Annotated in this window: 12 protein-coding genes; 5 read left to right on the forward strand and 7 right to left on the reverse strand. The window is 65.5% G+C overall.

Annotated features, from left to right (window positions below):
* Positions 1 to 157: 157 nt before the first annotated feature.
* The gene (lon, locus tag ACXAG6_RS15080; RefSeq protein ID WP_475338582.1) at positions 158 to 2,569 is read right to left on the reverse strand and encodes an endopeptidase La; all 2,412 of its coding nucleotides are present in this window, start codon (positions 2,567 to 2,569) and stop codon (positions 158 to 160) included.
* A 454-nt stretch (positions 2,570 to 3,023) separates the two neighbouring features.
* On the opposite strand from lon, the gene ACXAG6_RS15085 reads away from it, so the two are divergent.
* The 3 genes from ACXAG6_RS15085 to ACXAG6_RS15095 all read left to right on the forward strand — a co-directional run bounded on the left by ACXAG6_RS15085 (position 3,024) and on the right by ACXAG6_RS15095 (position 7,547).
* On the forward strand, positions 3,024 to 4,007 hold the full coding sequence (locus ACXAG6_RS15085; protein WP_475338584.1) for a hypothetical protein: 984 nt from the start codon (positions 3,024 to 3,026) through the stop codon (positions 4,005 to 4,007).
* 4 nt (positions 4,008 to 4,011) lie between these two features.
* Positions 4,012 to 5,037 carry a hypothetical protein gene (locus ACXAG6_RS15090; protein WP_475338585.1) on the forward strand — a complete coding sequence of 342 codons (1,026 nt, stop codon included), beginning with the start codon at positions 4,012 to 4,014 and terminating at the stop codon, positions 5,035 to 5,037.
* A gap of 239 nt (positions 5,038 to 5,276) precedes the next feature.
* Positions 5,277 to 7,547, forward strand: a complete 2,271-nt coding sequence (locus tag ACXAG6_RS15095) for a glycosyltransferase family 2 protein (protein WP_475338586.1) — start codon at positions 5,277 to 5,279, stop codon at positions 7,545 to 7,547.
* 47 nt (positions 7,548 to 7,594) lie between these two features.
* Here ACXAG6_RS15095 and ACXAG6_RS15100 read toward each other — a convergent pair whose 3' ends face one another.
* The 5 genes from ACXAG6_RS15100 to ACXAG6_RS15120 are packed head-to-tail and all read right to left on the reverse strand — an operon-like array spanning position 7,595 to position 13,615.
* Positions 7,595 to 11,038: a 2Fe-2S iron-sulfur cluster-binding protein gene (locus ACXAG6_RS15100; RefSeq protein ID WP_475338587.1), complete on the reverse strand. Its 3,444-nt coding sequence runs from the start codon at positions 11,036 to 11,038 to the stop codon at positions 7,595 to 7,597.
* Between the two features lie 58 nt (positions 11,039 to 11,096).
* A complete protein-coding gene (locus ACXAG6_RS15105; protein WP_475338588.1) occupies positions 11,097 to 11,360 on the reverse strand; it encodes a sarcosine oxidase subunit delta in 264 nt (87 codons plus the stop codon).
* Complete coding sequence (locus ACXAG6_RS15110; RefSeq protein WP_475338589.1) at positions 11,357 to 11,863, reverse strand: hypothetical protein; 507 nt, start codon at positions 11,861 to 11,863, stop codon at positions 11,357 to 11,359. Before ACXAG6_RS15110 ends, ACXAG6_RS15105 begins: the two co-directional genes overlap by 4 nt.
* On the reverse strand, positions 11,860 to 12,384 hold the full coding sequence (locus tag ACXAG6_RS15115) for a hypothetical protein (protein WP_475338590.1): 525 nt from the start codon (positions 12,382 to 12,384) through the stop codon (positions 11,860 to 11,862). Before ACXAG6_RS15115 ends, ACXAG6_RS15110 begins: the two co-directional genes overlap by 4 nt.
* The gene (locus tag ACXAG6_RS15120) at positions 12,362 to 13,615 is read right to left on the reverse strand and encodes a sarcosine oxidase subunit beta family protein (protein ID WP_475338591.1); all 1,254 of its coding nucleotides are present in this window, start codon (positions 13,613 to 13,615) and stop codon (positions 12,362 to 12,364) included. The genes ACXAG6_RS15115 and ACXAG6_RS15120 overlap by 23 nt, the downstream gene beginning before the upstream one ends.
* Before the next feature lie 211 nt (positions 13,616 to 13,826).
* On the opposite strand from ACXAG6_RS15120, the gene ACXAG6_RS15125 reads away from it, so the two are divergent.
* Positions 13,827 to 14,294 carry a DUF1203 domain-containing protein gene (locus tag ACXAG6_RS15125; protein ID WP_475338593.1) on the forward strand — a complete coding sequence of 156 codons (468 nt, stop codon included), beginning with the start codon at positions 13,827 to 13,829 and terminating at the stop codon, positions 14,292 to 14,294.
* 72 nt (positions 14,295 to 14,366) lie between these two features.
* Here the strand turns inward: ACXAG6_RS15125 and ACXAG6_RS15130 are convergent, their stop codons facing one another.
* A complete protein-coding gene (locus ACXAG6_RS15130) occupies positions 14,367 to 15,797 on the reverse strand; it encodes a Glu/Leu/Phe/Val family dehydrogenase (protein WP_475338594.1) in 1,431 nt (476 codons plus the stop codon).
* A 435-nt stretch (positions 15,798 to 16,232) separates the two neighbouring features.
* Here ACXAG6_RS15130 and ACXAG6_RS15135 point away from each other — a divergent pair, with 435 nt between their 5' ends.
* A complete protein-coding gene (locus ACXAG6_RS15135) occupies positions 16,233 to 17,627 on the forward strand; it encodes a pilus assembly protein TadG-related protein (RefSeq protein WP_475338595.1) in 1,395 nt (464 codons plus the stop codon).
* The last annotated feature ends 191 nt before the right edge of the window (positions 17,628 to 17,818 follow it).

The raw sequence follows: 17,818 nt of genomic DNA on the forward strand, positions 1-17,818 counted from the left end.
TCTGCCCGCCCATGCTGCATGGGGGGCGGCGACTTGCAAGGGCGACCAAAGAAGGACAACGGCAATATTGGCTGCACCCTGCCCGCCTGCCCGGCCCATAAAAAAAAGGGCGCGCCCAGGCCGGGCACGCCCCTCTTTTCTCAATGCCTTGCGGCGATCAGTGCGCCACGGCACTCCCGCTTTCGCCACCCTTGGAGCTGGCAGCAGCTGCGGCGGCAGCCTCTTCGGCGGCCTCGTCCCACTCAATCGCTTCCGGCTCAGCCACAAGCGCGTGCTTCAGCACATCGCGCACATGGCTGACGGGGATGATCTCCAGCCCCTCCTTCACGTTGTCGGGGATGTCGCGCAGATCTTTTTCGTTCTCCTCGGGGATCAGCACCGTCTTGATGCCGCCCCGCAGCGCTGCAAGGAGCTTCTCCTTCAACCCGCCGATGGCGGTGGCGTTGCCGCGCAGGGTGACCTCGCCGGTCATGGCAATATCGCGCCGCACCGGAATTTGCGTGAGCACCGAAACGATGGCCGTCACCATGGCAAGGCCCGCACTCGGCCCGTCCTTCGGGGTCGCCCCATCCGGCACGTGCACGTGGATGTCCCACTTCTCAAAGCGCGGCGGCTTCACCCCGATCTGGGGGCTGATCGAGCGCACGTAGCTGGAGGCCGCCTCAATGGACTCCTTCATCACGTCACCCAGCTTGCCGGTTGTCTTCATCCGGCCCTTGCCGGGCAGCTTGAGCGCCTCGATAGAAAGCAGATCGCCGCCCACGGAGGTATAGGCCAGCCCGGTCACAACGCCGATCTGGTCCTCCATCTCCGCCAGCCCGTAGCGATGCCGCTTCACGCCGAGGAAATCCTCCAGCTGATCCACGTCCACATCCACCACATCGTCCTTCTTGCGGACGATCCGGGTTACGGCTTTCCGTGCCAGCTTGGCCAACTCGCGCTCAAGGTTCCGCACGCCCGCCTCGCGGGTGTAGCGGCGGATGATCTCCGTCAGCGCCTCGTCGGACAGCGAGAACTCGGCCTTTTTCAGCCCGTGGTTCTTCTTCTGCTTCTCGATCAGGTGCTGCTTGGCGATCTCGCGCTTCTCGTCCTCGGTGTATCCCGCCAGCGGGATGATCTCCATCCGGTCGAGCAGCGGCCCCGGCATGTTGTAGCTGTTAGCCGTGGTCAGGAACATCACGTTGCTGAGGTCATATTCCACCTCAAGATAATGGTCCACGAAGGTGCCATTCTGCTCCGGGTCGAGCACTTCAAGCATGGCGCTGGCCGGATCACCCCGGAAGTCCTGCCCCATCTTGTCAATTTCATCGAGCAGGATCAGTGGGTTGGTGGTCTTGGCCTTCTTCAGCGCCTGAATGATCTTGCCCGGCATCGAGCCGATGTAGGTCCGCCGGTGGCCCCGGATCTCGGACTCATCGCGCACGCCGCCGAGGCTGATGCGGATAAACTCACGCCCCGTCGCCTTGGCCACGCTCTTGCCGAGCGAGGTCTTGCCCACGCCGGGAGGGCCGACGAGGCACAGGATCGGCCCCTTAAGCTTCTTGGAGCGCTGCTGCACCGCCAGATACTCGACGATCCGCTCCTTTACCTTCTCCAGCCCGTAGTGATCCTGATCGAGGATCTTCTCGGCCCGGGCGAGGTCTTTCTTCACGCGAGATTTCACGCCCCACGGGATGGCCAGCATCCAGTCGAGGTAGTTGCGCACCACCGTCGCCTCGGCACTCATCGGGCTCATGTTCTTGAGCTTTTTGATCTCGGCGTCGGCCTTCTCGCGGGCTTCCTTGGAAAGCTTGGTCTCAGCGACCTTAGCCTCCAGCTCGGCCACCTCGTTCTGGCCCTCTTCGCCGTCGCCCAGCTCCTTCTGAATGGCCTTCATCTGCTCATTCAGATAGTATTCGCGCTGGGTGCGCTCCATCTGGCTTTTCACCCGGGTCTTGATCTTTTTCTCGACCTGCAGAACGCTCATTTCGCCCTGCATCAGGCCATAGACCTTCTCCAGCCGCTCGCCCACGTCGAGGGTTTCCAGCAGCTCCTGCTTCTGGTGGACTTCAACGCCCAGATGGCCGCTCACGAGGTCGGCCAGCTTGTCGGCGGCCTCAGCCTCGGCCACGGCGGCAAGCGCCTCCTCGGGGATGTTCTTCTTCACCTTCGCATAGCGCTCGAACTCGTCGGCCACCGAGCCGGTCAGCGCCAGCACGGTATCTTCGTTGCCCGGCATCTCGGTGAGCAGCGCGGCGGAGGCCTCAAAATATTCATCGTTCTCAAGGTATTTCTCGATCCGCACCCGCTTGCGGCCCTCGACAAGCACCTTCACGGTGCCGTCGGGCAACTTCAGCAGTTGCAGAACGTTCGCCAGCACCCCGGCCTTGTAGATGCCATCGGTGGTGGGTTCGTCCACGCTGGGGTCGATCTGGGAGGCCAGCAGGATCTGCTTGTCATCCCCCATCACCTCTTCCAGCGCCCGCACAGACTTTTCGCGGCCCACGAAGAGCGGGACGATCATGTGCGGAAACACCACGATGTCGCGCAGCGGCAGCACTGGGTAGGATTGGCTCAATTGCTCGTGCATGTCATGTCCTTGTTATTGGCAAGGAGGCACCGGCCCCAGCCCGTTTCACGGGCATTCAGCGGCAGCCACGGCCCCCTCCGGTCTGCACCATCAATTGGGGCCTCATACCCGCTTTTCAAGCACAACCGTTCCAGCCCGGCTATCCTGCCTGCCCGGCGCAGGGGGCACAAGCGCCGATCGCACCGGATTTGAGCCAAAAACACTTGCCATGCGCAACCATCAAAAGGGGTCAAACACGGCGGCTCAAACCCGCGTCATCATCTTCCCGGGCCCCGCGGAAAACGGGCCACAAACAGGCCCCTGCCCGCCAAGCAAGCACAACAATCCGCAATGCCCCGCGCGATTGTCCCCGCACGCCGTACCAATATACCACCAAATCCGACAGCTCTCGCCCAGCCCCTGCCGCAATCTGCCCGCATCTTCATGCAAAACAACATTCGTGCGGGTTATACCAATGCTCCCTGTCCTCTCGGCCCAGCGCCGCCGGATCGCCTTTTTCTCCATCACCATGTCCCTCGGCCTGCTGATGATCGGGCTGCTGCCCGGGCTGGTCTGGTACACCAAGGCCATCTCTTTCATCTTCGCCCCCTTCGTCATGGCTGGCGTGGCTGCCGCCGTGCTGGCCTGGGCCCCGTCAAAACGCGGCTGGCTGGAATGTATCGGCACCGGCGTGCTGCTCGGGGGCGGGCTTGGCGCGCTCACCCGGTTTGACGGGCTCGTCGGCCTGCCGCTGGCAATCGCCATCTCTGCCGCGCTGGTCATGGTGCTGCATGAGGCATGGGCCTCCAAATTGCCGCTGCAACTCTCCTTCGTCTCCTCCGCCGCCGGGCACGTGCGCGGCGACGGGGCCGAGCTTTGGGCCGCCGTTGTGCCCGGCGCGGGCGACAGCCTGGTTTCCGAGCGGCTGATCGACATCGAGGCGGACCCGAACGATCCGGGCCACAACACCTTCTACTGCGCGCTCATGGCCTGTGGTGAGCTGGCCGAGGAGGTCACGCTGACCCTGCTGGAGCAAGACAGCTCCGGCACCGCGCGCATCCACATCGAGGGCGAAGACGCGATGGGTATCATGTCCTCGGGCATCCTCACGATAAAGGTCACCGAGATGGATCCGGACACCACCCATATCGAGCTGCACGAAACCCGCGAGGGGATGATGGCCGGCGAAGTGATCGAGCGGTGGTTCGATGATGTGCTGGCCGGCGAGCTGCGCCACCTTCAGGCGCACTTCCTCAAGGTCAACCCGCCCGAACCTGCCGACCGTAGCGCCGAGGCCGCAGCAGGCCTGCCAAAGGCCAAGGCAGCTGCCAATCTGGCCCCGGCAGAGGCAAGAGCGATGCTGCCCAAACCAAAGGCCCCGCGCCAGATGAGAGACCTCGCCAAACTGCCCGAAGATCACCTGACCTTGCAGGCAGTGCGTCAGGCGGTGAGCGACTAACCGTGTGAGCGACTCAGCCTACCCCCCTTTCGCTGCGCAAACCGGCACAGCACAGACGGGCAGCGCCGATCTTGCGCCCAGACCCCCGGGGCTGGGCACCCGCTTCGCCGCCCGGCTCATCCGGCTGCGTCACAGCCGGGGTCGCCTGCTCTACGTCGTGCTTCTGGCCTTTCTCACCGGGCTCGTGATGAACGGACCACTCGATGTGGCCTTCTCCGTCATATGGTTTCTGAGCGAGGGGTTCTCCGCACCCATTGCGGGGCTGCAACCCGGCATCATCTGCCTGAGCTTCACCGCCATCGTTTCGCTGATCTATGCCGCGCTCTGGGCGGTGACGATGCTGCTGCTTTTGCCGCTTCGCATGCTGACGGAATGGACGGCAACGCTCGTCTTCATCGGCGCAGTCCTTCACCGCTACGCCCCTCAGGTGCCCGAAGCCCTGCCAAGCTGGCCCCTTGTCCTCGCCATCACCAGCTGGGTGTTGAATGTCGTGCTAATCAAATCCGGCCTCGCCCACCGCCCCCTGCCCTGGCTGACCCGGCACCACCGCACGCGGTTCACCCTGCCGATGCCCCCGCTGGAGGCTTACCATCGGCTGCGCGCCCGCCCAGGCCAGCCGCATTGGGACAAGGGTTGGGCCGAAGTGACCGAGGCCGTGCCCGTCGATGACAGCACCCTGCAAATCGAGGTGCGCCGCCGCGCCGGGGCGCAACGCATGTTCATCCGCTACCGCAACGAACACCCCGGCCAGAGCGTCCACATTACAGCCGCCCTCAGCCTCGAGGGCCTCGATAGCGCGGGGATAGACGGCGAAACCCTGCGCCTCTCACCCCATGGCAGCGGTGGCACCCTCGTAGAGGTGCAAACCCACGCCCCTCACACCATCTCCAGCCTCGCCTCCGGCCCGATGGAAGACCAGATCTCCGATTACTGGGCCCACGCCGCCGCACAAATCGCTGGCCGACCCGACGGCACCTTCACCCGCGCCCTCCTTCGCCCGGCAAAAGCCACCGCGGCCAAAACGGGATAAAACGCAAAAAACCTTGCGATTCACGGCGTTTGCTGCAGCGCCGCGCTTGAACCGACGGTCGAACTTGTCTAAAATTGCAGGCGTTGATGGGGCACAACGCAGGACAGTGAACAGTGATCTACGGTATCGGAACGATTGCCCTACTATCACTTCTTGGCCTGGTCTTCTCTTTCGGCGTGACTGACGGCACCGACGATGAAGACGGGCGGTCTGCCGACTTCGACAGCTTCTGATCTTCGATGACCAGCACAACCGGGCCCTCTACCCGGCCAAGCGCCCTCTCTTCGCACATCCGCAAGACCCTGCTGGCCGAGGCCACGCCGCTCACCGTCATCCTGCCGTTCTACGACGAAATCGCCTATCTGGGCACCGCCCTGCGCTCGATCCGGGCACAAGGGATCGACGGGCTGCAGGTGATCGTCGTCAACGACAACCCCGAGCGGTTTGCGCAGGCCGAGGTGGAGGCGCTTGCGGCAGAGGCCATGCAGGGCGTCGAGGTGATCGGGCATGCCACCAACCGTGGCCTCTCGGCAGCCCGCAACACCGGCATGGCAGCGGCGCGGGGCGACTATATCGCCTTCCTGGATTCCGATGATTACTACGTAACCGATGGCCTCTCCGCCCAGCTCGCCGCGGCCCGGCGCAGCGGTGCCGACATTACCCACGCGCCCTGCTATCTCTCCCACCCGGGCAGCCCGCAGCTCACCGTGCTGCACCGCGACGCCGCCCTGCACATGGCCGCACGGGTCACAGACGGGTTGCGCGATGCCGAGGAGGCGCAGTTTATCGTCTCCTCCTGGTCCTCGCTCTACGCCCGGCGCTTTCTCGAAGATCACACGCTGATCTTCGACGAAGAGCAGCCCCGGTTTGAAGACCGCCTCTTCGTGCTCCAAACCACCACCCGCGCCCGCAAGATCGCCTACACCGGCACCCCCGCCCGCGTCTGGCGGCGGCGCGCCGGGTCAATCTCTGTTGCGCCCACCACCCCCGAAACACTGCGCCTTCAGGTGCAGCTGCTGGAAAAATGCATGGCGCTGATCCGCGCCGAGGTCGCCGCCGAGCGCCTGCCGCCCCGCTTTGAAAAGCGCGAGCTCTTCAACTGCGTCTCCCGGCTGATCTGGGACATGGAGATCCTGCCCCCGCTGGCCGATCCACCCGATGCCGAAACCGCCGCCCTCGGCCCACGCGTGCAAGCGCTGCTGGGAGAGGACAGCTTTGCCAACGCCTTCTTCGATGATCCGATGGTGCAAGAAACCTCGCGCATCGGCATGGCCACCCGGCGCGGGCGGATCACGCGGCTCGATTTTTTCGAACTGCACCGGATGCTGCGCGAGGGCCGCTTTGCCGAGGCCGCTGCCCTGCTGGAGGCCCGCGCCCCCCGCCCCGCCGCGCCGGTCGCCGCCTGCCCGCCGCTGCCCGGGCGGCTTGTGCTGCACCTAGGGCTGCACAAAACCGGCACCACCTTCCTGCAACACGCGCTCCTCAGTCGCCGCACGGCGCTGGAAAAGGCTCGCGTGTTCCTGCCAGAAACCGGCTTGGCCGAGCCCGATGCCGCCCGCCCGCGCCCCGGCGGTTTTCCCGGCCACCAAGGGCTTCTGGCGGCGCACCGGCAGGGCGATGACGCGCTCTGGCGTGCCTTCTATCGCGAGGTCATCGCCGCCCGGCCCAAAACGACGGTGATCTCCTGCGAGAACATGCTGATGCCCACCGATCCCGGCCGCGACAAAGCGATCCCGGCGCTGATGGCCCGGCTGGCAGGCTTTGGCCGGGTCGAGCTTGTGGCCTTTGGGCGGCGGGCCGATGCCTATGCCGAAGCGCTCTACAAGGAGTGGGTCACCGATGGCGGGCGCGGCGGTGCGCGCACGGCGCAGGAGTTTCTCGTCGACCACGGCGCAGGCCTCACCGACTGGCCCGCCCTCTTCGCCCCTTGGGAGGCAGCAGCGGGCAGCCGGGCAAAACTCGCCGACTTCGATGCGCTAAAGGCCGAAGGGCGGCTCTGGGAGGGCTTCTGCGCGCTGGCCGGTCTGCCGGGCACCATCCCGGCCCCCTCCGGCCTGCCTCGCTATCCGTCGCCTGACCGTGAAAGCACTGAGCTGATCCGTCTGGTCAACCTGCTGACCCCGGGCCGCAACACCCGCCGCGAAATCATCCGCGGCTACTTCGCCCTCAACCCCGCGCCACGCGACCGGGCAAGCCTGTTGCCCCCCAACGCCCGCGCCGCGCTCCTCGAAGAGTTCGGCCAAACAAGCGCGAGCTGGGCCGCCGAGCGCGGCTATGAGCCTGACCTTGCCCGGCTCCAATCCGACCTTGCGGCAGAGCCATGGTCCCCCCTCCCCCCGATCGACCCGGCCAGGCTGGCCGACCTTGTGCAAGCGGGCAGCGCCAGCCCGGCCCTGATGACAGACGACAAGGCAACCGCCCCAAGCCCCCCCCGCCCCGCCCGGCACGAGCCCAGCCTCGTCATTCGCCTGCGCCCCTGGGTCCGCCGCCTGCTCTCCCGCTGGCTTTGAGCGCGGCGGCGACCGGCGAAACAACCTCGACGACAAATAGGGGCAGCTCAAAGCTGGCGGGCCGCGAGGCTCTTGAGGGCGTGGGCAAGCTCATCCCAAGCCGTCCCGGCCATGGAGCGGAACGTATACAGCCGAAAGCCATCGGCAGTGCGCAAGAGCGCCAGCGGCATGTGGTTCAGCAGGCTGCGGGCCGTCGCACCTTCGGCCATCGCGGCAAGATCCAGCGGAACCAAACGGGCCAGCACCTCCGCCGCCGCCTCGCCCGTCAGCTCAAACCCGGCCCAGGCATCGCTCTGATCCACCAGCGCCGCCTGTGCGACCCGCTCCGCCGCGGCCCCGATCAGCATGGCCTGCCCCGCGCCCCACCAGCACAGCCGCGCGGCGCCCTTCGCCGTGCTCTCGCCCGGTGCCGGAAACACCATGCCCGCAATCTTCACCCGCGCCCCGCCAAGCGGCAAAACCGCCTGCATCGGCTCCGGCGGCAACGCCGAAAGCCGCAGCCCGCCCGCTTCAAGCGCCTCGCGTTCCCATGCAGGCGTCGCTTGCAAGCTGGGTGAGGCCCATTGCCCCTCCGGCTCCACCGCGCCGCGCATCCGCTCGCCTTCGGGGTCAAAAAACACCGGCTCGCACACTTCGACCATCGCCCGCATGTCACGCATATGATCAACGCACTGCATCCGCTCGCCATGCCGCGCCCGTCCGTTGCGCAAAAAGCCCAGCGCCAAGCCGCTCTCCAGCGTGGGCGACCAGCAAGCCGAGGTTGTGTAGCCCTGCGCGTTCTGCCGCACGGCCTCCGCCCCCTCTTCAAAAAGGGATGCCCCCGCCGAAAGCGCCTTCACCGCACCCACCGGCTTCAGCCCCACCAACTGCTCGCGCTCCGGGCCGTTCACCAGCCCGGGCCGCGCGCTCATCACCTTGCCGATGCAATCCTTCGCCGGGCTCACCATGCCGCCAAGGCCCACGTCGCCCGCCGTCACCCGCCCGTGAATCTCGGCATGGGTCACAAAGCCCTTTTCGATCCGCAGAACGTTCAGCGCCTCCATCCCATAGGCCCCGCCGCCCTCGGCCTCGGCGGCCTCCACCAGCGCGTCCCAAAGCGCCGCGCCGTAGCGTGCGGGCACGGCAATCTCCCAACCCGCCTCGCCCGAAAAACTGACCCGAAAGAGCCGCCCGGCCACGCCTGCCACATCCACCACCGCGCAACCCATGAAAGGCAGCTCCGGCACCTCCCTTACCACCGCCCCCAGCACCGCACGCCCGCGCGGCCCGGCCACGGCAAACTGCGCCCAGTGCTCGGTGACAGAGATCATCTGCACATCCAACTCCGGGGCCAACACCTGCGCGGCAAAATCCATGTGCCGCATCACCTGCCGCGCCGCGCCGGTGGTTGTGGTCACAAGGTAATGCTCGGCCCCCAGCCGCGCCACCGTGCCATCGTCCATCACATGGCCATCCTCGCGCAGCATCAGCCCGTAGCGCACACGGCCCTCGCGCAGCCCCGACATCTTGCCGGTGTAGAGCAAGTCCAGCAGCGCCGCCGCGCCGGGGCCCTGCACATCAACCTTGCCAAGCGTCGACACATCGCACACGCCCACCGCGCGGCGCACCATGCCCACCTCCCGGTCGCAGGCCTGGCGCCACGTGGTTTCACCCGCGTGCGGAAAGTAGCTGGCGCGATACCACAGCCCCGCCTCCACCATCGGCGCCCCCGTGGCCTCGGCAGCGGCATGGCTGGTGGTGCGGCGCACCGGGGCAAAGCCCTGGCCGCGCGCGCCCGCGCCCATCGCGCCAATGCTCACCGGCGCAGCAGGCGGTCGATGCGTTGTGAGCCCGGTCTCCGCCAGCGTCCGCCCCGTGGCCTCCGCCAGCACCGCCATCGCCACCTCGCCCGAAACCCGCCCCTGATCGGGCGCCATCCCCTGCGTGGTATAGCGCTTGGTGTGCTCGGCCCGCGCATAGCCCTCCCGCGCGGCAAGGCGAATGTCCTTCACCGTCACATCATTGGCCATATCCAGAAAGGCGCGGCCCTTGATCTCCACAAAATGCGGGGCGTCCTCCCTCGGCCCATCCTCCGCCTCGGGCAACGCGCCCCCGTCACTCAGCTCCAGCGCCTCCTGCGCCGCCGCCATGCCCGAGGCCAAGGCAGCATGCGTGCCCGCCAGCCCCGCCGCGGTGCCGGCCACCACCATGCCCGGCACCGCGCCCGGCGGGGCGAGAAACATGCCATCCCGCCACAGCGGCTTGGCTCCCAAATGGGTCGCCAGCTGAATCTGCGGGGTCCAGCCACCACAAACCGCCAGCACATCAGCACCAATCTTCTCCCGCCTGCCCGCCGCCTGCACCGTCACCGAGGTCATCCCCATGCGCCCGGTCGTGCCCGCCACCTGCGCACCGCTGAAATAAGGCGCATCCACAGGGGCCTCCCCGCCTTCGCCCGCCTCGATCACCGCCACCGGCGGCAGGCCCGCGCTTGCAAGGTCTCGGGCCGTGCGCACCACCGCCGCGCCGCTGCCATAAACGGCCACGCGCGGCCCGGCTACAACGCCCCAGCGCTCCAGATAGGCCCGCACCCCGCTGCCCGACATCACGCCGGGCCGGTCGTTGCCCGGAAAGGCAATCATCCGCTCCACCGCGCCGCTGGCCAGCACACTCGCGCCCGCCACGATCCGCCAGAAGCAACTCGCAGGCACCCCCTCGCCCGGCTCGGCCAGATGCTCGCCCACCCGCTCCACAGCGGCGAAAGTGCCTTGGTCATACACCCCGGTCACGGCGGTGCGCGCCATCACCCGCACGTTCTCCATCTCCTCAAGCTCAGCCACCACACCTGCCGCCCAAACATGGCCCGGCTGGCCGCCCACCTCCTCGCGTTCACCCAGCAAGCACCCGCCAAATTGGCTCTGCTCGTCGCAAAGGATCACCCGCTTGCCCGCCCGCCCCGCGGTGAGCGCCGCCATCAGCCCCGCAGCTCCACCTCCGACCACCAGCAGATCGCAAAAGGCAAAGGCCTTTTCATGCGGCGTCTCATCATGCGCCCTCTCCAGCGCCCCGATCCCCGCGGCGCGGCGGATCAGCGGCTCATAGAGTTTGAGCCAAGCCTTGGGTGGCCACTTGAAGGTCTTGTAGTAAAAGCCCGCCCCGAGCCATGGGTGCAGCAGGTCATTCGCCCCCAGCAGGTCAAACCCGAGCGAGGGCCAGCGGTTCTGGCTGGTGGCACAGAGCCCGGGATAGAGCTCTGCCATGGTGGCGCGACTGTTCGGCACCGGCCCCCAACGGCCCTTCACCGTCACCAATCCGTTCGGCTCCTCCGGCCCAGCGGTGAAAAGCCCGCGTGGCCGGTGATACTTGAACGAGCGCGCCACAACCCGCACGTCATTGGCCAAAAGCGCCGAGGCCAGCGTATCGCCCGGGTGCCCGTGCAGCATCTCCCCGTCAAAGGAAAACGGCAGCGTCCGCCCCCGGTCCAGCGCATGCCCCCGGCCCTGAAGTCTCATGGCGCAGCCACCGCTGCGGCTGGCTGTAGGATGGCTGAAACCCACCAGCCCCCGGCCCTCACCGCACCACCTCCCGCGCAAGGCTCACAGCCAGCACCTCATGGCTCGCCGTGTCGCGCTCCACCACCAACCAACTCGCGCAACCCGCCCCGTGATACCAAAGCTCCCGGCTCGGCCCGCAGATGTTCGCCCGGTTGTGCAGATAGTCATCCCATGCCTCCGCCCCCGCCTCTGGATCGGGCCGGTCAAGCAGCTCCGCCCCGCCCACCGGGGTAAATTCCCGGCTGTCGCGCGCACCGCAAAGAGGGCAGGCAATCCTCATCCCTCGCAGTCCGCTTCCGCCGTGCCATCGAGCCGAAAGGTCGTTACAGCCCAGCCCCCGGCGTCGTCCCGGTCGGCCAGCACCGTGCCGCCGTCACAGGCGCTCGCATTGGCGTGCAGCCCCAACCCGAAACTGCGGATCAGCAGCCGCGCATCGCTCTCCTCAACGATCTGAACGAAGCCGTGGTCGCAGGTGCTGAAGCAGGTCTCCGCCTCCGGGTCCGCCCCCGCACCAAAGCCACCGCCCGCCTCGCAGCGCATGTCGGAGAAAAACCGCTCGCCGATCTGGCCCGGTGCCAGCCCCTCGGCCTCAGGCGAAAGCTCGGCCCAAAGCTGAATGCCCCGCCCGCCCTCATCGAGCGGATGAAAATGCAGCACCAATCCCTGCACGCCCTGCGAAGGATTGGCCGCCAAATGCGCATCCGAATAGAACCGCTGATAGCAATCCGGCCCCGCCATCGCAGGCCCGGCGGCCAGCATCGCAATCACGCCCGCGCGGATCATTGGCACACCCCCGGCGGTGCGCTCTCCAGCTTGAAATCGGTCAGCACATAGCGGTCGCCGTCCCCGGGCGTCACATCGGCCACAAGGGTCGAGCCGCAGCCCATCCCGTCGCTCACCGCCACCCCCTCGGTGCGGATTGTGAGCGCGCCCGGCTTCAGTGACACCACCTGAAAAAAGCCCCCGTCACACTCGCCCTGACAGGTCATCACCCCGTCTTCCATCCAACCCGGCCAGCCCGAGCGCGCCTCATGCGGGCTACAGAACAACACGTTCGAATAGGTCTTCCCAGCCGTCCCGTGGACGCGGGTATAGGAATTGTCCGCCATTGTGGCGCGGATCTCTGCCACATTGCCGCCGTGCTCCCATGGGCGAAAGGTGATCCGCAGTTTCTCCACGGTCTGCTCCGGCTGGCTCGCGAGATGTTCGGCACTGTAATCCCGCGCCCAGCACTCGCCCTCAAACTCCTGCGCCGTGGCGACCCCCGCCGCCAGCACCGCGCTAATGCAGATTATGCTGCGCACCTGTTCCCTCCTCATCCTTCAATCCAACACCTGTTCTGAAACGATCCAGTCGAAAGCCCGCCGCATCCGGGAGCGGGCGCTCCTGCGCAATCAGATGGGCCAGTGCAAAGCCAGAGCCGGGCACCGCCTTGAAACCGCCGTAACACCAGCCGCAATCCAGATAGAGCCCGTCAATCGGGGCCTTGTCGATGATCGGCGAGCCATCGGGCGTCATATCCATGATCCCGCCCCAAGAGCGCAGCACCTTCGCCTTGCCGATCATCGGCATCAGCGTCATCCCGGCCTCCATCACATGCTCCGCCATCGGCAGGTTCCCCCGCTGGGCGTAGCTTGGGTAGAAATCGAGATCGCCGCCGAAGACCAACCCGCCCTTGTCCGACTGGCTGATATAGAAGTGCCCCATGCCGAAGCTGATCACATGGTCGATCACCGGCTTCAGCCCCTCGGTCACAAAAGCCTGCAACACGTGGGATTCAATCGGCAGCCGCAGCCCGGCCAACGCCGCCACCTGTCCGCTGCGCCCCGCCGTAACAATCGCCACTTTCTTGGCCCGGATCGCGCCCCGCGTGGTCTGCACACCGCGCACCCGGCCAGCCTCCACGTCGATCCCCGTCACCTCGCAATTCTCGATCAGGTCCACGCCCCGGCTATCTGCCCCCCGCGCATAGCCCCAAGCCACCGCGTCATGCCGCGCCGTGCCGCCGCGCGGATGATACAAACCACCGTAGATCGGAAAGCGCCCCTGCTCGAAATCAAGATAGGGCAACATCCGGCGCACTCCGTCCCTGTCCAGCAGCACCGCATCGTCGCCCTGGTTCACCATCGCATTGCCACGCCGCACAAAGGCATCGCGCTGCCCGTCGGAGTGGAACAGGTTGATCAGCCCGCGCTGGGAATGCATCACGTTATAATTGAGATCCGCCGAAAGCCCCTCCCAGAGCTTCAGGCTCATCGAGTAAAACTCCGAATTTCCCGGCAAGAAGTAGTTGGCCCGCACAATCGTGGTGTTGCGCCCCACGTTGCCAAGGCCAAGACGGCCCTTCTCCAGCACGGCGATGTTCCGCAGCCCATGCTCCTTGGCAAGGTAATAGGCCGTGCTCAGCCCGTGCCCGCCCCCGCCGATGATAACCACATCATAGTCAGGCTTCGGCTCCGGCTTGCGCCACGCCGGCCGCCACCCACGGTTGCCGGTCAGCCCCTCCTTCAGGATTTTCAATGCATTGTAGCGCAAGCGGCAGCCTCCGTTACCACCAGAAAACCAGCCCGCCCGCGCGAAAACAAGGCCAGAAGCGACACCTAGCGTCGCTCCCGCACCCTGATTATTTTCTTGCTGCAAATACTCACCAAAATCTCTTCGGGCACCCCGCCCAAACCGCAAGCTCCGGGTCGCCTGCCGGGCGCGTGTCGAGCCACAACACCCCGACACAGCAAGGAGCCAGCCCATGAGTTTTCGCATCACCGGCCTCGATCCCGCCGCCTTCCGCCCCCTCTACGGCCTGTCCGACGCCCAGCTCGCCCAGCGCGGTGCCCTCCGGATGACGGTCAACGCCCAGCCCGGCTTCCCCGACCGCATCACGATGGAAGACGTCCCCAAGGGCGAAACCGTGCTCCTGCTCAATCACACCTGCATGCCCAAACCCTCGCCCTACCGCACCAGCCACGCCATCTTCGTGCGCGAGGGCGCGCGCGAGGCCTATGACGCGGTGGGCGAAGTGCCCCAAGTCATGCACCGCCGAATGCTCTCGCTGCGGGGCTTCGACCATATGGGCATGATGCTCGAGGCCGATCTGGCAGAGGGCGACGCCATCGCCGAGGCCATCCAGCGCCTCTTCTCCAACCCGGCAATTACCGAAATTCACGCCCATAACGCAGCACGCGGCTGCTACTCGGGCCTGATCACCCGCGCCTGAGCCGGCAAAGGGAGGGCAAAGCGCGCGGGGTGGGCGGGCGGGAGCGCGCTTTGCCCTCCCGCCCGGTCCGTCCTACAGCCCCTTGGCCCGGTAGCTCGCCGCCACCTTGGCGATCGAGGCAAGGTAGGCCGCGGTGCGCAGGTCGTTCACGCCCTTTCGCTCATGCCAAATCTCTGAGATCGACTGATAGGCAATCCGCATCGTGTCATCGAGGCCCGAGCGCACCAGCTCCAGTTCATCGGCACCGCGCAGGTACTTCTCCTTGAACGTCGGCGTCATCGACCACGCGTCGCCCAGATGCCGGTCGAGCCGCTCCAGTTCGTCGATGATCAGCTGGTGGCGCGCCTCCTCCTGGCGCCGCTGCATCCGACCAAAACGAATGTGGCTGAGGTTCTTCACCCACTCGAAGTAAGACACCGTCACACCGCCCGCGTTGGCATACATGTCTGGAATGATCACGCAGCCCCGCTCGCGCAGGATCTCGTCGGCCCCCGCCGTCACCGGGCCATTGGCGGCCTCGATGATCAGCGGCGCCTTCACCTGCGCCGCGTTTTCGAGGTTGATAACTCCCTCCATCGCCGCCGGAATGAGAATATCGCAGTCCTCCTCCAGCACCTTGGAGCCCTCGGCCGTGTGGTTGGCATCCGGAAAGCCGCTGACCCCGCCATGCTTGATGATCCACGCCCGCACCGCTTCCACATCCAGCCCGGCCTCCGAAAATAGCGCCCCGTCATGCTCAATGATCCCGGTGATCTTGCAGCCATCCTCCTTCTGCAAGAACAGCGCAGCGTGATAGCCCACATTGCCGAGGCCCTGCACGATCACCCGCTTGCCATCAAGCTTGCCCTCCAGCTTGGCCGCCTTCACATCCTCCGGGTGGCGGAAGAACTCGCGCAGCGCATATTGCACGCCCCGCCCGGTTGCCTCCGTGCGGCCCTGAATACCGCCACCGTTGATCGGCTTGCCCGTCACGCAGGCCGCGCCGTTGATATCGGTGGTGTTCATCCGCTTGTATTGGTCAGCGATCCAGGCCATCTCGCGCTCCCCGGTGCCCATGTCGGGCGCGGGCACGTTCTGCGCCGGGTTGATCAGGTCGCGCTTGATCAGCTCATAGGCAAAGCGGCGGGTAATCCGCTCCATCTCTTCCTCGTCATAATCGCGCGGGTTGATGCACAGCCCCCCCTTGGAGCCCCCAAACGGCGCTTCGACCAGCGCACATTTATAGGTCATCAGCGCCGCAAGCGCCTCCACCTCATCCTGATTGACGCTGAGCGCAAAGCGAATGCCCCCTTTCACCGGCTCCATATGCTCCGAATGCACACTCCGGTATCCGGTGAAGGTCTCGATCTTGCCGCGCAACCGCACCCCGAAGCGCACGGTATAGGTGGCGTTGCAGACCCGGATCTTTTCCTCCAGCCCCGGCGGAAGATCCATCAACGCGACCGCGCGGTTGAACATCATGTCAACGGACTGACGGAATGTGGGTTCGTTCTTGGGCGCCATGGCGCACTCCTCCCTTGTCGATGGAGCCGTCGCATTCTGCGAGCGGACTCGGGGTGATGCTAACGGGGCCTATAGCCGATGACACATGAAAACTTCATGTAGGCCGCCGCCCCCATCACATCCGCGCCACATTCCCCCGCCCCTCACCAGCCCCACCCGGGCCAAAACAGGGCAATTCCCGCCCAAAGCGACAAGTTTACGCTGGGTGATTCCCCGCACGGAGCAACGGCAAAAAGAAACAAACCCAAATCTTCACCGCCCACTGTTTCCGATTACATGCCACATTCCGATCTATTTGCGGCAAATTCCCCCCAAAAAAGGCCCCGGAGCGGCAAAAATGGCGGAATTTCCTAAATCGCTCTTCAAATGAGGCTCGAATGTGGAGATATATGTTCACAACTCAGGTGGGGGCCTGAAAACACCGGTGCCCCGACCATGACCGAGCTGAGATCCACCCCCACCGAAAGCCAGAGCCGCTTCTCTGCCTTCGCGCGTGACGAAGACGGCGGTCTCATCATCTTCTCGCTGTTCCTCTTTGTCTGCATGATGCTCGCCGTGGGCCTCTCGATTGACGTGATGCGCACCGAGATGGCCCGCACCCGCTTGCAAAACGTCGCTGACAATGCCGTGCTCGCCGCGGCCTCCATGGAACAGACGATCGCCCCCGAGATCGTGGTTAACGACTATTTCGAAAAGGCCGGCCTCGCCAGCAACCTCGATGGCGTTACCGTGTCTCAGGGCGCCAACTACAAAACAGTTTCCGCCAAAACCAACACCAAGCTGCCGATGTATTTCCTCGGCATGGTCGGGATCGACAAGATGGAAGCCAAGTCGGAAGGCACCGCCACCGCAGGCTATACTGACGTCGAAGTCAGCCTCGTGCTCGATATCACCGGCTCCATGGGCGACGGCGACAAGCTGCCCAACCTCAAGAGCGCCGCCAAGGATTTTGTCGATACCGTGCTCGACCCGTCCCAGCCGGGCTCTGTCTCGCTCAGCCTCGTGCCCTATTCCGCGCAGGTCAACATCGGTGCCGACATGATGGCCGAGCTGAACGTGCCGCAAGCACATAGCTTCACCCATTGCGTCGATTTCCAAGAGGCCGACTTCACGGGCACCGGCGTGTCGCTCACCCAGCAATACAAGCACATGCAGCACTTCCAGTATTACCGGTCGGAAACCACGCCGATCGACAACCCCGGCTGCGTGCAGCAGAGCTATGAGCAAGTCACACCGCACAGCCAGAACAACGCGGCCCTGAAAGCCCAGATCAACCAGTTTCAGGCCCGCGCCAACACCGCCATTCACCTCGGCATGAAGTGGGGCGTGGCGCTGCTCGACCCCTCGATGCAGCCGGTGATCCAGAGCATGGCCGCCAAAGGCAAGGCAGACGCCGCCTTCGCCAACCGCCCCTTTAGCTACAGCCGTCCGAACACCTCCAAGGTGGTCGTGCTGATGACCGACGGCGAAAACGTCGATACCGTTCGCCTGAAGGATCAGTATTACAACAGCCAAAACGAAATCGACCGCTGGAACGCGGAGTCGGTCTACGACTACGCCACCAGCAAAGGCCACAACTGGCAGTCCTACATCGAAACGAAGTATTCCGCCTCCAAGGCCGACAGCATGCTCAGCAACATCTGTGGTGCCGCCAAGGCCCAGGGCATCATCGTCTACACCGTGGGCTTCGAAGTCAGTACTCACAGCGCCAACGTGATGCGCAACTGCGCTTCCACCCCCTCGCACTACTTCGATGTGAGCGGCACCGAAATCTCCGAAGCCTTCGCCGCCATCGCCCGCAACATCAGCTCGCTGCGCCTCACCAACTGATCGCGCCGCACACAGCCGCCACACGGCCCGCGCCGCCCGACAAGGCCGCGCGGGCCGTTTGCGTGAGTGGCGCACTCCAATGGACCGGCGCCGCAGCGCACCTGCGGTTCTCGAACCTCCCCTGAAGCTCCCTGCCGCCCAACATTCCGGCCAGTGATTCTCCCCCGTCTGCCACATTCATTTTCAACAAT

This window comes from Vannielia sp. ABF1_015, assembly GCF_056160745.1.

Coding starts and splice junctions, on each gene's coding strand:
- ACXAG6_RS15095 (WP_475338586.1), top strand. CDS start 5,277: ATGACCAGCACAACCGGGCCCTCTACCCGGCCAAGCGCCCTCTCTTCG.
- ACXAG6_RS15100 (WP_475338587.1), bottom strand. CDS start 11,038: ATGAGACTTCAGGGCCGGGGGCATGCGCTGGACCGGGGGCGGACGCTG.
- ACXAG6_RS15125 (WP_475338593.1), top strand. CDS start 13,827: ATGAGTTTTCGCATCACCGGCCTCGATCCCGCCGCCTTCCGCCCCCTC.
- ACXAG6_RS15135 (WP_475338595.1), top strand. CDS start 16,233: ATGACCGAGCTGAGATCCACCCCCACCGAAAGCCAGAGCCGCTTCTCT.
- ACXAG6_RS15130 (WP_475338594.1), bottom strand. CDS start 15,797: ATGGCGCCCAAGAACGAACCCACATTCCGTCAGTCCGTTGACATGATG.
- ACXAG6_RS15105 (WP_475338588.1), bottom strand. CDS start 11,360: ATGAGGATTGCCTGCCCTCTTTGCGGTGCGCGCGACAGCCGGGAATTT.
- lon (WP_475338582.1), bottom strand. CDS start 2,569: ATGCACGAGCAATTGAGCCAATCCTACCCAGTGCTGCCGCTGCGCGAC.
- ACXAG6_RS15085 (WP_475338584.1), top strand. CDS start 3,024: ATGCTCCCTGTCCTCTCGGCCCAGCGCCGCCGGATCGCCTTTTTCTCC.
- ACXAG6_RS15110 (WP_475338589.1), bottom strand. CDS start 11,863: ATGATCCGCGCGGGCGTGATTGCGATGCTGGCCGCCGGGCCTGCGATG.